A 14,618-nucleotide genomic window follows, 5' to 3' on the forward strand; every position below is an offset into this window, starting at 1 on the left:
CAATGATTTGTTACATCTCATGGATTTTTCTGTTTCAGCGCTTCTTTGGAATATGTCCTGACTCCGCATATTGAAACACCTGCAAGGAAGGCAGCGGGTGTCCTTTAAAATCAAATAAAGCTTGATTATCTACAGCACTTCCCCCATACCACTTCCCGGCGTCTTCAGGGTCGTATTCAGCAGCATAGCTGGACGCCCACCCTGACCCGTATGTTTCCCATAACACTTTGTTTTTCTCTATCTGTGTCTTCGGCCCGACTGGAATCCACGCCGGCTCCCAGTAGAAAACACCAAGTCCTGCTTTGCCCGTATTCGCCACTGCCTCCATTACATCTCTTACTGCAGTTGCCTGGCCTTGAACAGAAATTGGATATGGCAGCGTCTGCCCGCTTTTTGGTGCTGTATTTCCATGCCCATCGCCATCCTCAGCGGTATAGGTGTACGATGTCTCCGCCACCATGACTTTTTTGCCGTACGTATTGGCAACAGCCTTCAGCACGGAGGTCAAATTTTGTAATGTCCCATGCCAGAAAGGATAATAGGAGCTCGCAAACACATCATAATCCACTTTGTTTTTGCTGAGTGTTTCCGCAATAAATGAATACCTTCCAGCCGTTTCAGGATTGGTAAAATGCAGGGCGACCAAAATATTTGAATTTGTCTCCCTGACCGCTCGGCTTCCTTCATTAAATAATTGGCACATCTTCGTCCAATCAGTCTCACCGGCAAATCCTCCTGTTGTTTCATTTCCGACCTGAACCATGCCGATGTCAACGCCTTCCTTGATCATCTTTTGCAGGCTTTGTTTCGTATACTCATAGAGCTTTGCTTTTTTTGCTTCAAAGCTGAGATTCGCCCAGGCTTTGGGCACCTTTTGTTTCGCTGGATCGGCCCAGAAATCAGAGTAGTGAAAGTCGGCCAGCACCTTCATTCCGTTCGCTGTCGCTCTTTTTCCGATTTCGATGGCTTTTTGAACATCATTGTTCCCCCCGCCATACCCATTGCCATTTGAATCATACGGGTGATTCCAGATGCGGACGCGAACATAGTTGACCCCCGCCTGTTTTAAGGTTGTAAAGATGTCCTGGCGTTTTCCGCTTGTATTGTAAAAGGTGACACCGCTGTTTTCCAAAGCAATAACGCTGGATACATCTGCCCCTTTGATAAAGTCCTTGTTCATCCCCTCTACTTTTTTAACAAAAAGATCCTCTGTCCGAAGCTCTGACACGTGCTTCTCCTTCTCAATGGCAGCGGCATATCCTGTTGAACTACATGCACTCCACACAATGGCAGCCGCAAAGAACATTTTCACTTTGCTTTTCATGATTTCATCCCCCCAAGACTTAGTGAGCGTTTTCATTCTATAGAAAAAAGAATCCGCCCATATCGAGCGGAGCATCAGCCTAATGTGTGTTTACGACAATTCTTACTTCATACTTTTCCATCGTCAGGTCGCCTGACAATATGTCTCCTGTCATTATGTCCTTCACACTCTGATCAAACGTGACCAGCTGTTTTTCTTCCGTAAAATTCATGACAAAAATATAATCATTGTCCTGATCCTGCCTCGCTTGTACGGAGACGCCTTTTCCGTGCCGAACCGGAAAAACTGGAGAAAGAGACAGGTCTGTGATCAGACCCTCATAGAAATCACGCTGAAATTGATCCTCCAAACGCGCGCCGATAAAATACGCCTTGCCCTGCTGATACTCATGGCTTGTGACCGCTGGCGTGCGCGCATAAAAATCTTCTTGATACACCGCTTCCACTGAAGCTGTCTTTACATCAATCACGGTTGCATAATCCTTCATTTCATATATTTGGCTGCGGTAGCTGACAGCGTTTCGATCCTTCGGATACAGGGTGTCCGTTTCAAGAGGCTCAACTCCAAATATAGCTTGAAGATCCGGATGCCATCCGCCTGTGTATGTTAAGTCATGCTCATTCACAATCCCGCTGATATACGTCATGACTAAGGTGCCGCCGTCAGCCGTAAACGCTTTTAAACGGGAAATGGTGTCCTCGCTGATTAAATACAGCATCGGGACGATCAGCAGTTTATAAGGTGAAAAGTCTTGTTCTTTCGTGATGACGTCGACAGGGATATCGTGTTCCCAGAATGTGCGGTAATGCTGCTGAAGCGTTTGCGGATAACGTTTTGTCGCCTTCGCAAACCCCTGAGCATCCTCGAGCGCCCAATGATTTTCCCAGTCATATAAAATCGCGGTTTGAGCCGGCCTCTTCGTTCCGACAACTTCGGACAGCCGTTCCAATGTCTCGCCTACCTTGGCCACTTCTTGAAAGACGCGGTTCTTCGGGCTATTGTCATGATCCACAACCGCTCCGTGTAATTTTTCTGATGACCCCCGTGATTTGCGGTATTGGAAATAGAGAACGCTGTCCGAACCGTGGGCAATCATTTGCATAGACGACAGCAGATTCATGCCCGGGCGCTTTGCCTTGTTGACGTTATGCCAATTGACCGCGCTTGGCGTACACTCCATTAATAAGAAAGGCTGCTGCTTCAAGCTTCGGTACAGATCATTGATAAAGCCGACCTTCATCGCCAAATCAGCTGTGCTTTCCCAGTCATTGTGCCAGACAGGATAAGCGTCCCAGCTGATGACATCGACATACTTTGCAAATTTGCTGTAGTCGAGGCCCTGATACGGGATCAAATCCGCTGTGTCAGCCATAAAGTTCGTTGTGATAGGGATATCAGGCGTCAATTCTTTCAGCGGAATGATTTCATTTTTATAAAACGAAATCGTTTGATCGGTGACGAACCGGCGCCAATCCAAATTCAGGCCATGCAAGCCATTTTCACCGATCGGCGAGGGGCTTTCAATTTGTGACCAGTCATTGAACGTATGGCTCCAAAAAGGGGTCCACCACGCATGGTTCAATGTCTTGAGGCTGTTGTCATATTTCGATTTCAGCCACTCCCGGAAAGCATGCTGGCATAGATCACAGTGGCAATCTCCCCCGTATTCGTTTGAAATGTGCCACATTAACAGCGCCGGGTGATTTCCGTATCGTTCTGCTAATAAGCGGTTGATGTGCCGTGTCTTTTCTCGGTAGACTTTAGATGTGAGGCAGTGGTTGTGCCTTCCGCCGTGCAACTGTTTGACGCGGGAGGCATTGACGCGCAAAACTTCCGGATAGGTTTGCGACAGCCAGGCCGGACGGGCTCCGCTCGGCGTTGCTAATATGACCCGGCCGCCTATACTGTGAATCCGCTCAAAAATATCATCCAGCCATTCAAATTGATATACGCCCTCCTCCGGCTCAAGTGCGCTCCATGCAAAAATGCCGACAGAAAACGTATTCGTATGAGAAAGCTTCATCAGCTTGATATCATCGGCTAAAATATCAGGCCGATCCAGCCACTGATCGGGGTTGTAGTCTCCCCCATGGAGCATAAATTTTGCTTTTGTTACGTGCGTTTTTTCAAGCTTTGACATCACATTCTCCTCCTTGTTCTCTTAGCCCTTCGTTCCGCCTGCGGTTAATCCGGACACAAAATTCTTTTGCAGCATAATAAAGATGACGGCAACCGGTATGCTGATAAGCAGGGCTCCGGCCGCAAATGTCGTATAGCTGGCCCCCATGACATCATTCACTAAATTGAATAGACCGACGGGCAATGTATATGATTCAGGCGTTCTCAATATGGTTGAGGACAGCACAAAATCTCCGAGCGGACCGGTAAAGCCGTTCATGGCCACGACTGCCGCCATCGGTTTTGATAATGGCAGAATGATCTGGAAGAAGATTCTGGTGCTGCTGGCTCCGTCAATCTTGGCGCTTTCGTCTAAATCCATCGGAATGGAATCCATGTACCCTTTCATCAAATACGTATTCATCGGGATCAGGCCGCCGATATAAAGCAAGATTAGCAGCCAATGGCTATTGATCATTCCCAAGATTTGCGCCAGCACAAACAAGGCAATTAAAGCTGAAAACTGAGGAATCATCTGCAGCAATAAAAAGAGCGTTAAAGCGTATTTCCTGCCTTTGAAGCGAAAGCGCGAAAACGCATAGGCTGTAAATGTCACACAGAGCAAAGACCCTGCCATTGTAAACAGGCTGATCTTCATTGAGTTGACATACCACTGCACATATTGAAGGCTTTCTTTGCCCGCAAATAATTCCTTGTAATGGTCGAATGTCGGATGCTTCGGAACGATGGATGTACTGATTAAGCTGTTGCCAGGGTTAAAGCTTGCGCCTGCCGTCCAAAGGAGAGGATAAACAATGATGACCGCCATAAAGGCTAGCAACAAGTAAGAGAAAAGGAGACGGATATATTTTCTGACTTTCATATCTGCCAGCATACCTTATGCCCCCTCTTTAAAAGACTTTGTCTGTCTGAATTGCCACAATGCGATGGAGATAACAAATACAGATAATAAAATGGTTAAAGCCGCAGCAAGTGAATATTGGCTGGACTGCATTGTCAATTTATAAATCCATGAAACGAGGATATCTGTCCCGCCGGCTGTTGATCCGGTTACAGCCGGACCTCCGCCATTGAATAGATAGATAATATTAAAGTTATTAAAATTAAACGTAAACTGGGTAATGATAATCGGAGCCATTGCAATGAACACCATTGGGAGCGTGATGTATCTCAACTTTGAAAAGACAGAAGCGCCATCAATCGTAGCTGCTTCATACAGATCGTCCGGGATAGATTGCAATACGCCTGTTGAGACGAGAAAGATGTACGGAAATCCAAGCCAGCCCTGCATGAGAATCAATGCAAGCCTCGACCAATTGGCATCTGTCATCCACGGAAGCGGATCTATCCCGAAGAAAGCCAAGATATCGTGATTCATCGCACCGAAACTATCATTAAACATTCCCGCAAAAATTAAAATCGTCACAAAACCGGGAACGGCCCATGGCAAAATCAGAATCGTCCGAAAAAAACGTTTAAACCGAAGGTCTTTCTGGTTAACAATGATCGCGAGAAAAATCCCCAAGCTGACTTGCAGTGTGGATGCAGCAAGTGTCCAAACCACCGTCCAAGCCAGTACATCAAAAAAAGTCGACCTCCAAATATCAACTGTGAAAATATTTGCGAACGTTTGAAAACCGACCCAATCAATTAATTTTGCAGGAGGAGAATGATACAAATCATAGTTTGTAAACGCTAATGCAAAGCTGAATAAGATAGGAAAGATCACGGCGAAAATTAAAATAAACAAAGATGGGCCGCTGACGACATATGGATAGCCCTCAGAAATGATATGCCGGTATTGTTCCTTTAAGGAACTTAATGGCTTGTTTTCATCACGCTGTTTTCCGCTTTGGAACGCATCGCGAAGATTTACATAATACACCGCAAGGCCAAAGCAGGTCACGATGACAGCAATAATTCCTTCCGCCAGCAGAAAAACGGAATTATCCCGCGGCACTTCTGTTCCCAGTGTAAAGATTCCCCAAAACCCCATATTGAGCAGATCTCCAAAGACCGCAAAAAACGATGCGCCTAAGAAAAGAAAGACAATACCTTTTATCCATTGCTTGTTATAAAATTGCCCGAGTCCCGGAATGATAGAAAGCAACAAAGCGACTTGACGATGCTGCACCGTTTTCACCTCTCTTACAATACAAATCTAGCTTTCTCTTTATTTTCCGCTGTGCTTTGCCTTAATTTGTCCTTTGGCCGTTTCAGCTGCTTGATCCAATGCTTGTTTCGGATCTGCCTTCCCTGTTGCAACCGTCTGTAATGCTGAATCAGCCGGCGTCCATATTTCATTCATTTCCGGAATATTTGGTGTTGGCTCTGAGAAACGGGATTGTTCAGTAACAGCTCGTGCCGCCTCGCTTTTCATAATAGCCGGGTCATTGGCTAGGGATTTCACAGCAGGGACTTCTTTCGTTTCTTCATATCGTGTTTTAGAATTTTTTTCATTTGCCAGGAAAACGGCTAATTCTTGCGCCAGCTCTTCATTCTTTGAAAATGCACTAACGTTGTAGCTTTTGACGCCGATAAAGGAGCTCATGTTTTTCCCATTTTCCAGCTTCGGCAGTTTCGTAATGCCATAATTGATTCCTGCTTTCGAAAAAGCTTCTACATTCCATGGCCCAGAGATAATTGCGGCGGCTTTTCCTTCTGTGAACAGCGATTCCAATACGTTAATCCCTTGTTCTCCAATAATGCCAGCCGGGAACAGGCCATCTTTGTAAAACTTCTGAATCAGCGCCGCACCTTTGACAGCTCCTTCATTATTAATTCCAATGTCTGACGGGTTATAGCTCCCATCTTTGGCTTTTCCAAAAATGTATCCGCCATATCCGCTCATCACACTTTCTGCATAATAAATTTGATCGAATAGGGCTAAAAAGCCAAATTTGCTGCCATCAGCAGTCTTTTTGGAATAGCCGTACCACTCTTCCAGCGTTTTGGGCAATTCCTTTTCGGAGATGAGATCTTTGTTGTAAAAAAGCACAGTCGTTTCGACCGCTTTTGGCAGTCCATAAAGCTTTTGATCTACCATTTGAGACTGAATGGAAGCGTCAGTATAAAGTGATTGAACGTCTTTTTTGACATGTAATTCCTTGAGTAATCCTTCCGTGACAGCGGTTCCGATTTGGTCCCCTGGCATTGTTAACACGTCAGGGCCTGTGCCGGCCGGTCCGTCCATTCGCAAATCTTCAATCTGCTTGGCATACGGTTTTTCAACGACTTTGACCTTCACATCATGCTCTTTTTCAAACGCAGCAACGGCGTCTTTAATGCCGATGCTCTTTTCTTTATCCTCCCATACAACAAGCTCTGACCCTTTTGAACTCGATTTGGCGCTGCTGCTTTCCTTTGGGCCGCAAGCCGCCAAGGATAAACTGACAGCTGCGCAGAGCATGAATACGGAACACTTTTTTGCCATTTTCATTGATTGTCACCCTTTCGGTAGGAATGAAAGCGCTTTAAAGATAATATAGCACGCCTGAGAAAATGTGTAAACAAACTATTTACCTCCTAGAGTAAATTTTTTTACCTAAATAAAAAATGACTTAGTGTCCTAAGTCATCCTTAATTCATACTCTTCCTGACGATTAATTCTGCGCCCACATATAATGTTTTTACCGTTCTTCTCTTGTCCTGCACTTGTTCAAGCAGTAATTGAACAGCATTTTTACATAATTCATGTATATCAATATGAAACGTCGTCAGAGGAGGCGAGACATACTTCGCGAAGCTGATGTTGTTGATACTCACAATGCTTACCCTGTTTGGTATGGCAATTCCTTTTTCGTTCAGGGCTTGCAGACAGCCCACTGCAATCGGGTCCGCTGCAATCATAAAAGCAGTCGGAAGCTGATCGCCTAATGTGTCGATCGCTGCTGACATCAGGCGGTAGCCGTTTTCTACAGAGAATCCGCGATGACAAAAAATATAGCGCTCGTCCAGCATGGCTTTTTCCCTCATATAGGATCTGAAGGTTTGTTCACGGATGTCCATTTCATCCTGATTGGTATTCGGATTTTTGTATGTGCCGCCGATAAAACCGATGCTCTTATGCCCCTTCTCAGTCAGAATGTTTACCGTCTTCCTTGTCATTTGTGCCAAATCGGGCCTTACCGAGTCAAAATGATCGGGATCAGGAGCTGAATCGATGAACACGCCGTTTTCAGTGAGATTTCTGAGGAAAGCCAGCTCTTCATCTGAAAATGTGCCAACGGCAATAAACCCTTCTGTATGTTCAGGAATGCTCTCGATTCCATCCGCTATTTTATAAGTGGTCATATCGACATTGAATGCTTTCGCCAGTTTCTCTACTTCTAATCTCATCGTTTTAAAATAGACATCTTCTAATTCTTCTTTATCTGTCAGCCAATATAAAAACGCAATATGTTTCACCAGCGGCCTTACTGTTTTTTTGCGGTAATTGAGCTTTTCCGCCGCTTCATAGATTTTCTCCCGTGTCTCATCAGGAACAGAAAGGCTTTCATCGTTATTTAAAACGCGGGAAACGGTTGAGATTGAAAATCCCGCTTCCTGCGCGATATCTTTAATTGTCGCCATTGCATCTGCCTCCATTATTCAGCTCGCATTGTTTTAGTAAAATATTTTACTTTCTTTTTCACAAATGTCAAGTGCACAAATCCCTCTGGCTGCCATGTAAAAAGACTGAACCATTTGCGGCTCAGTCTCAGTTGTTCGTATCATTCGGAACCGGCGGAATTGCCCGGGAAATGAGTTGGTTATTGCACATTTTCCTCGAAATATCCCGAAAGCACATCTTCCACATTCGTCAAATGCGCCAGCATGGCGGCTTCCGCCTGTACACCGTTCCCGGCAGCCACAGCATTGTAAATCCGTTCGTGCTCCTCGTACAGCCGCTGAACGGAGGTCTTCTTGGAAAACAGCCAGATTTTCCTCGTTTCCCTCATTGTTTCCAGCAGCAATGATGACACGTGATTCATCAAGTGTTTAAGAAGTTCATTTTGAGAAGCGTCCGCAAGCGCAAGATGAAATGCGAAGTCTGCTTTCTCTCCCAGCTCCCCGTCCGCTTCAATGCTGCCCATTTCCTTTAGTGCATCCTGAATTCTTTCGAGATCTGCTTCTGTCCTTTTTTCAGCCGCTAGTGAAGCCACGCCGATTTCAAGCAGTTTTCTGACCTCGAGCAGCTGCTTGACGTCCTCTTTTTTCATCAGAAGGGCCGCTGAGAGCGGCTGAGAGATTTGATTGAGCTCAAATTCCTTCAGATACGTACCTTCTCCCTGTTTCATTTCGACAAGCCCCATCGCCTTTAGCGCAGAAAGTGCTTCGCGAACCGCTGAACGGCTGACTTGAAAGCTCTCAGCAAGCGCCTGAACAGAGTCCAGTTTATCCCCCGGCTTCAATTCGCCGTTTTTGATCATATCTAATAGGGCATCCGCTACTTCTTCATATATTTTTTTTGTTTTAATCTGTTTGTATTTCAATGCAATTCACCCCGTAACTTGTAGGTCTGGCTGTTTACGATCTATTATACTCTGTTTTGTGGGCCGCCAAAAGATTTTGACTATTTTGTCAAAAAGTCTTGTACTTTGATTTTTTTCAAAATATAATGCTAGGTAACTGGTCTTATTACCCAGTCATCAGATGATCATATCATCTATAGAAATCGCTTACATATGGCGCCAGTTTATGTTTCAAGGAGGGGTTTGGGGATGCAATGGACACAGGCATATACGCCTATAGGGGGAAATTTGCTATTATCAGCGCTTGCCGCACTTGTACCGATTATTTTCTTTTTTTGGGCACTCGCGATTAAACGGATGAAGGGGTATACAGCAGGCTTGGCCACATTGGGAATCGCCCTTATCATTGCTGTATTGGTTTATCGGATGCCGGCGGAAAAAGCGCTGATGTCCGCGACACAAGGAGCCGTATACGGATTGTTGCCGATCGGCTGGATCATTGTGACGTCTGTTTTTTTGTATAAAATCACTGTGAAAACGGGACAGTTTGATATCATTCGCAGCTCTGTTCTCTCGATTACTGATGACCGACGGCTTCAAGCTCTCTTGATCGCTTTTTCATTCGGGGCTTTTTTAGAAGGGGCAGCAGGCTTCGGAGCGCCGGTCGCCATTTCTGCCGCGCTGCTGGTCGGTCTCGGCTTTAATCCTCTTTATGCTGCGGGGATCTGTTTGATCGCCAATACGGCGCCGGTTGCCTTTGGGGCAATTGGGATTCCAATTACAGCCGTAGAAGGGCCGACAGGGATTCCGGCGATGGAGATTTCGCAAATGGTCGGGCGGCAGCTGCCGTTTTTATCCGTATTTATTCCTCTTTATTTAATCATCATCATGAGCGGGTTCAGGAAAGCCTTGGAGATCTGGCCGGCGATTCTCGTATCCGGTGTTTCCTTTGCTGTTGTTCAATATCTCAGTTCCAATTTTTTAGGGCCTGAGCTGCCTGATGTTTTGTCAGCTCTTGTTTCAATGGCTGCACTTGCTGTGTTTTTGAAATGGTGGAAGCCGAAAACAACATTCCGGTTTGCCGGTGAACAAGAGTCGGCCGCCTCAATTGAAACGGCGCGCACAAATCCGGCGGCGCCTGCGTACAGCGGCGGACAGATTTTTAAGGCTTGGTCGCCATTTCTGCTGCTGACGGCGATGATTTCTGTATGGGGTATTCCATCTGTCAAATCTGCACTGACCGGGCATTATGAAGGCTCTGCGGTGTTCTTAAAGTGGCTGAATGCTGTTGGAGAAAAACTGACTTTTGCCCCCGGTGTGCCTTTTTTGAACAATCGGATTGTCAATGCTGACGGTACGCCGATTGAAGCGGTTTACAAGTTGGAGGTGCTTGGTTCAGCCGGCACCGCGATATTGATTGCCGCAGTGCTGTCAAAGTTCATCACGGCGATTTCGTGGAAAGAGTGGGGAACCGTTTTTAAAGAAACAGTCCAAGAATTGAAGCTTCCGATTTTGACCATTGCTTCTGTCGTTGGTTTTGCCTATGTCACCAACTCCTCGGGAATGAGCACGACACTCGGGATGACACTCGCGCTGACAGGTTCGATGTTTACCTTCTTTTCGCCCGTTCTCGGCTGGCTCGGCGTCTTCATTACCGGCTCGGATACTTCCGCCAACCTGCTGTTCGGCAACCTGCAGAAAGTCACCGCATTATCAGTCGGCATGGACCCCGTTCTGTCTGTGGCCGCCAACTCTTCAGGAGGTGTCACAGGAAAAATGATTTCGCCGCAGTCGATTGCGGTGGCGTGCGCCGCGGTAGGCCTCGCTGGAAAGGAGTCAGATCTTTTCCGCTTTACGATTAAACACAGTCTGTTTTTGCTGCTGCTCGTTTGTATCATCACCTTTTTGCAGCATCACGTATTCAGCTGGATGATTCCTTAAAAAAATCCTCCCGTCTAGGGAGGATTTTATTTATATCGCTTTCTCGCTGCCGATGACGGAATATTCATTTGATCGCGATATTTTGCCACGGTGCGTCTCGAGATTTGGATGCCGTGTTGTTCATACAGCAAATCGACAAGCTTTTGATCTGAAAGCGGTTTTGTTTTGTCCTCTTGATTGATCAGGTCTTCAAGATGCATTTTGACTGCATAATTCGACGCATCTCCCTCTCCTGAAGCCTCGGCTTTTGCTGAGAAAAAGAGCTTCATCTCAAACAGCCCGTAAGGCGTTTGTATTGTTTTCCCTTTAATGGCCCGGCTCACAGTTGATTCATGAAGGCTTAGACAGTCCGCCACCTCTCTGAGAGTCAGCGGCTTCATTGCGCTTCGCCCTTTCAGAAAGAAATCCTTTTGGCGTGTGATCAGTTCATTGATAATTCTCGTGATTGTCTGTTTTCGCTGCCGCAGCGCGCGGCTCAGCCAGCGCCACTCCTGATATTTCGCAGATAAATAGGAGACAGTATCCTGACAGGAGCCGGATGATAAAAGCGTTCTATACTGCGGATGCAGATCGATCTCGGGAAACGAGCGGGTATTCAGTTCCGCTGCGATGTGCCCGTTTTTTACGGTGATAAAAATGTCAGGCTCAATATACACATCTTGCTCTGGCCGGGCAAACAGAAGGCCAGGTCTAGGATGAAGAGCCGCGATATCATCTGAGATATCTTGAATGGTATGAAGCGGAATTCCTGTCTCCACTGAAAGCGCTTTCCATTTTTTTTGCGCAAAAGCATCAAAATGAGCTGAAACCAGCATTTCCGCTTGTTCATTTCTGTTCGGCAGCCGCTGTAATTGAAGAAGGATGCATTCCTGCAAAGATCTCGCACCGATTCCAGCCGGTTCTAATGACTGGAGTTTTGCCAAAACAGCCTCCGTTTCCTTAGCCGATACAGATAGGCGCCGTGCTGCCTCCTCCACATCTTCTTCCAAGTACCCGTTTGAATCAAGCGAATGAATCAGATAATTAAAAATCTTTTTTTCAGTGTTGGTCAGATTCATATCGAGTGACTGCTGTTTTAACGCATCCTGCAATGTTTTTTGCGGATTACTTAATTGAAGGCCCGCTTCCTGTGCATTCATCCTGTTTTTGTTTGTTTTATGGTAAGATAGTGGCGGTGTGTCTGTTTCCTTTCGTTCTATAAGAGGGTTTTCCAGTGAGAGCTCATCAATGTACTCGGCGAGTTCTGCCGAATGATAGCCAAGCAGTGTGATGGCCTGCCTGAGCTCCTGTGTCAGTTGAGGCTTTAATACTTGTACTTGCTGAAGTTTCATATCCATCATGCTCACTCCCCTTTCTTCATTGTACATGATTGAGATCACACCGTATACATTTATGAAAAAGGAGCTGCCAAAGAAATGTCTGAACTTTTTTCCGTCCCTTATTTTATTGAGAATTTAAAACAGCATATTGAAATGAATCAGTCTGAGGATAAAATCCACGCGATGAACAGCTACTACCGTTCTGTTGTCTCAACACTCGTGCAGGACCAGCTGACGAAAAACGCAGTTGTCCTGAAACGGATTCAGCATTTAGATGAAGCATACAACAAAGTCAAACGTGGAGAATCAAAATAAACCTTCCGCTCACATGTGAGCAGGAAGGTTTTCCTTCTTTGAGGCGTGCTGGATGAGCCGGGTGCTCGGCACTCCTTCCATCCAGGTATGAAAGTAATTGGCGTTTTTCCCATAAGAATTATCAATGACCGTGTTTTCTTTTTGAAGAAGAGAAGACAAGATGTGGCCGTGCAGCCTTGACGTTTCCACCGATTCGTAACGGCTGAAAAACCGAATGGCTTTTTGGACGATATAATCCGAGTATTTTTCCCATATATACGCAATGGGCAAAGGGTTGCCTGCTTTTTTATTCAGGACGTTCAGCGTTTGGAGAAAAGCAATCGTCCGGCGGTCTGAAGCTGACAGGACCGTGCGCCAGTCGTAGCTTTCCGCTTCTGTGTGTTCCTGAAGCGCCTGGTTTGCTTCATGATCTGTTCTGATAAATCTCAGCTTTTGATTGGACGGCTGCTGCGTGGGAATGACGGGAAACAGCTGATGAGCCATATCAGGCAGAAGCTGAATGTGATTTTTTGAAAAATAAGCCTGTGCCGTAGCATAGGAGGCTTTTTCCCTTGTCATGATGTGAAGGTTCGCATGCTTAGAAAATATCTCTGCCGTCCGTTTGAGGTTGTCTTTGTTTTGAAAATAAATCGATTGCGGCAGGATCACAATTTTGTGGTTCGGATAGGTTTGGACGATTTTCTCTCTAAAGCCTTGATAATACGGATACAGATCCCCGAAGTTTCCGCCTCCCTGGCAGACGATGATGAGATTAGGATCCAGCTTTCGCCCGACTGGAAAATTGTCAGGATTCCAGCGTTTTCTGACCCGAATCCCGTGTTCTTTAAAGAAGGCTTCTGTTCCTTTCATAATAAATAAATCCCCTACATTCCCATATAGAGGATAGTCAGCATATATAATCTCTGATTGTTTCGGAATGACGTCGAGCAGCCCGGACAGTTTCTGCTTCAGGCTGATCATCGAATGCTTGCTGTCCATTTCTTCACCTCGGCAGTTTGGAATAAGTGCAGTAGCACATCAATGACCCGGTCTTGCTCATCTTCTGTCATATTGGATCCTGATGGGAGACAGATTCCCCGCTTGAACAGATCTTCGCATACGCTTCCTGTATCTTCATGAGAATAAAATAAAGCCGGATCGAACAGCGGCTGGGTATGGAGCGGCTTCCACAGCGGACGGGCTTCAATGTTTTCTTCAGCAAGACGATGAACTACGTCATATGGGCTGAGCCCGTTATCAAGTGTGAGCGTGGTGAGCCATCGGTTGGATACGCCTGCTGCGTACTCCGGCATAAAGCGGACGCCGTCTATGTGACCGAGCGCTTTTTTGTATCTCGTGAAAATGGTCCTTCTTTTCTCCACTCGCTCATCCAGCACCTCAAGCTGGGCAATGCCGACGCCGGCTAAGATATTGCTCAGCCTGTAATTATGTCCAATTTGACTGTGCTGATAATGAACAGCTGGCTCTCGTGCCTGCGAAGCGAGAAATCTTGCTTTTTCAATTGCTGCTTCATCATTTGAAACGAGCATCCCTCCCCCTGATGTGGTAATGATTTTGTTCCCGTTAAATGAAAAAATGCCGAAGCGCCCGAAAGTTCCGCTTTGCTTCCCTTTATAGACTGTGCCGAGAGATTCGGCTGCGTCCTCAATGACAGGAACTCCGTATGCATCACACAGGCTTACGATTTCATCCATTTTCGCGCTCTGCCCATATAGATTGACGGCAATCACCGCTTTTGGCAGTGTTCCATTTCTTTTCGCTTCCTCCAATGCTCTTTCAAGGGCTGTCGGCGACATATTCCACGTATCAGGCTCAGAATCAATAAAGACGGGCACCGCTTTTTCATATAGAATCGGATTGGCGGTTGCTACAAATGTGAAGGACTGGCAAAACACGCTGTCACCTTCTTTTACCTCAAGTAAACGCAGCGCGAGATGAATCGCCGCCGTTCCTGAGCTGACCGCAGCTGCTGCTTTTACACTGACTCGTTCTGCCAGCTGTTCTTCAAATGTATTCACGAGCGGCCCAAGCGGCGCGATCCAGTTTGAGCGAAAGGCTTCTGAAATATAGTGCTGCTCCCTGCCGCTCATATGAGGGGGAGATAAGTAGATTTTTTTATGCATAGAA

General features: G+C 46.2%; 12 protein-coding genes. 2 read left to right on the forward strand and 10 right to left on the reverse strand.

All coding sequences use genetic code 11. The features are described 5' to 3' along the window. Positions 1-34: 34 nt before the first annotated feature. From ganB to lutR, 7 genes are all read right to left on the reverse strand, one after another. A complete protein-coding gene (ganB, locus tag NYE53_RS17150; RefSeq protein ID WP_339245830.1) occupies positions 35-1,324 on the reverse strand; it encodes an arabinogalactan endo-beta-1,4-galactanase in 1,290 nt (429 codons plus the stop codon). A 79-nt stretch (positions 1,325-1,403) separates the two neighbouring features. Then, a complete protein-coding gene (gene ganA, locus NYE53_RS17155) occupies positions 1,404-3,467 on the reverse strand; it encodes a beta-galactosidase GanA (protein WP_339245833.1) in 2,064 nt (687 codons plus the stop codon). 18 nt (positions 3,468-3,485) lie between these two features. Beyond that, positions 3,486-4,337 (reverse strand): arabinogalactan oligomer ABC transporter permease GanQ, encoded by an 852-nt coding sequence (ganQ, locus tag NYE53_RS17160; protein ID WP_133954058.1) that lies wholly within the window; start codon positions 4,335-4,337, stop codon positions 3,486-3,488. A gap of 3 nt (positions 4,338-4,340) precedes the next feature. Further along, complete coding sequence (gene ganP / locus NYE53_RS17165; protein WP_339245838.1) at positions 4,341-5,597, reverse strand: arabinogalactan oligomer ABC transporter permease GanP; 1,257 nt, start codon at positions 5,595-5,597, stop codon at positions 4,341-4,343. 39 nt (positions 5,598-5,636) lie between these two features. Continuing rightward, on the reverse strand, positions 5,637-6,902 hold the full coding sequence (ganS, locus tag NYE53_RS17170) for an arabinogalactan oligomer ABC transporter substrate-binding protein GanS (RefSeq protein ID WP_047183218.1): 1,266 nt from the start codon (positions 6,900-6,902) through the stop codon (positions 5,637-5,639). Between the two features lie 140 nt (positions 6,903-7,042). Further along, entirely contained in the window at positions 7,043-8,035 is a 993-nt protein-coding gene (gene ganR / locus NYE53_RS17175) for a galactan degradation operon transcriptional regulator GanR (RefSeq protein WP_017695185.1), read from the reverse strand. 179 nt (positions 8,036-8,214) lie between these two features. Continuing rightward, positions 8,215-8,937, reverse strand: coding sequence for an L-lactate utilization/bacilysin biosynthesis transcriptional regulator LutR (lutR, locus tag NYE53_RS17180; protein ID WP_021480640.1), 723 nt, complete (start codon positions 8,935-8,937; stop codon positions 8,215-8,217). 228 nt (positions 8,938-9,165) lie between these two features. Here lutR and lutP point away from each other — a divergent pair, with 228 nt between their 5' ends. Next, a complete protein-coding gene (gene lutP / locus NYE53_RS17185) occupies positions 9,166-10,857 on the forward strand; it encodes an L-lactate permease LutP (protein ID WP_339245843.1) in 1,692 nt (563 codons plus the stop codon). 26 nt (positions 10,858-10,883) lie between these two features. Here lutP and rpoN read toward each other — a convergent pair whose 3' ends face one another. Next, positions 10,884-12,194, reverse strand: a complete 1,311-nt coding sequence (rpoN, locus tag NYE53_RS17190) for an RNA polymerase factor sigma-54 (protein WP_041351752.1) — start codon at positions 12,192-12,194, stop codon at positions 10,884-10,886. 78 nt (positions 12,195-12,272) lie between these two features. On the opposite strand from rpoN, the gene yvfG reads away from it, so the two are divergent. After that, a complete protein-coding gene (gene yvfG / locus NYE53_RS17195; RefSeq protein ID WP_003219905.1) occupies positions 12,273-12,491 on the forward strand; it encodes a protein YvfG in 219 nt (72 codons plus the stop codon). A gap of 9 nt (positions 12,492-12,500) precedes the next feature. Here yvfG and NYE53_RS17200 read toward each other — a convergent pair whose 3' ends face one another. Together NYE53_RS17200 and NYE53_RS17205 are read right to left on the reverse strand one after the other, a co-directional pair. Beyond that, on the reverse strand, positions 12,501-13,469 hold the full coding sequence (locus NYE53_RS17200) for a polysaccharide pyruvyl transferase family protein (RefSeq protein WP_339245848.1): 969 nt from the start codon (positions 13,467-13,469) through the stop codon (positions 12,501-12,503). Beyond that, the gene (locus NYE53_RS17205) at positions 13,448-14,614 is read right to left on the reverse strand and encodes an aminotransferase class I/II-fold pyridoxal phosphate-dependent enzyme (RefSeq protein WP_339245850.1); all 1,167 of its coding nucleotides are present in this window, start codon (positions 14,612-14,614) and stop codon (positions 13,448-13,450) included. The genes NYE53_RS17200 and NYE53_RS17205 overlap by 22 nt, the downstream gene beginning before the upstream one ends. Positions 14,615-14,618: the final 4 nt, after the last annotated feature.

This window comes from Bacillus sp. FSL R5-0523 (assembly GCF_037975295.1).
Classification (GTDB): Bacteria; Bacillota; Bacilli; order Bacillales; family Bacillaceae; genus Bacillus; species Bacillus subtilis.

Excerpts from the sequence above, each read along its gene's own strand:
- ganB (WP_339245830.1), bottom strand. The coding sequence starts at position 1,324 with ATGAAAAGCAAAGTGAAAATGTTCTTTGCGGCTGCCATTGTGTGGAGT.
- ganQ (WP_133954058.1), bottom strand. The coding sequence starts at position 4,337 with ATGCTGGCAGATATGAAAGTCAGAAAATATATCCGTCTCCTTTTCTCT.
- ganS (WP_047183218.1), bottom strand. The coding sequence starts at position 6,902 with ATGAAAATGGCAAAAAAGTGTTCCGTATTCATGCTCTGCGCAGCTGTC.
- ganR (WP_017695185.1), bottom strand. The coding sequence starts at position 8,035 with ATGGCGACAATTAAAGATATCGCGCAGGAAGCGGGATTTTCAATCTCA.
- lutP (WP_339245843.1), top strand. The coding sequence starts at position 9,166 with ATGCAATGGACACAGGCATATACGCCTATAGGGGGAAATTTGCTATTA.
- rpoN (WP_041351752.1), bottom strand. The coding sequence starts at position 12,194 with ATGGATATGAAACTTCAGCAAGTACAAGTATTAAAGCCTCAACTGACA.
- yvfG (WP_003219905.1), top strand. The coding sequence starts at position 12,273 with ATGTCTGAACTTTTTTCCGTCCCTTATTTTATTGAGAATTTAAAACAG.
- NYE53_RS17200 (WP_339245848.1), bottom strand. The coding sequence starts at position 13,469 with ATGGACAGCAAGCATTCGATGATCAGCCTGAAGCAGAAACTGTCCGGG.
- NYE53_RS17205 (WP_339245850.1), bottom strand. The coding sequence starts at position 14,614 with ATGCATAAAAAAATCTACTTATCTCCCCCTCATATGAGCGGCAGGGAG.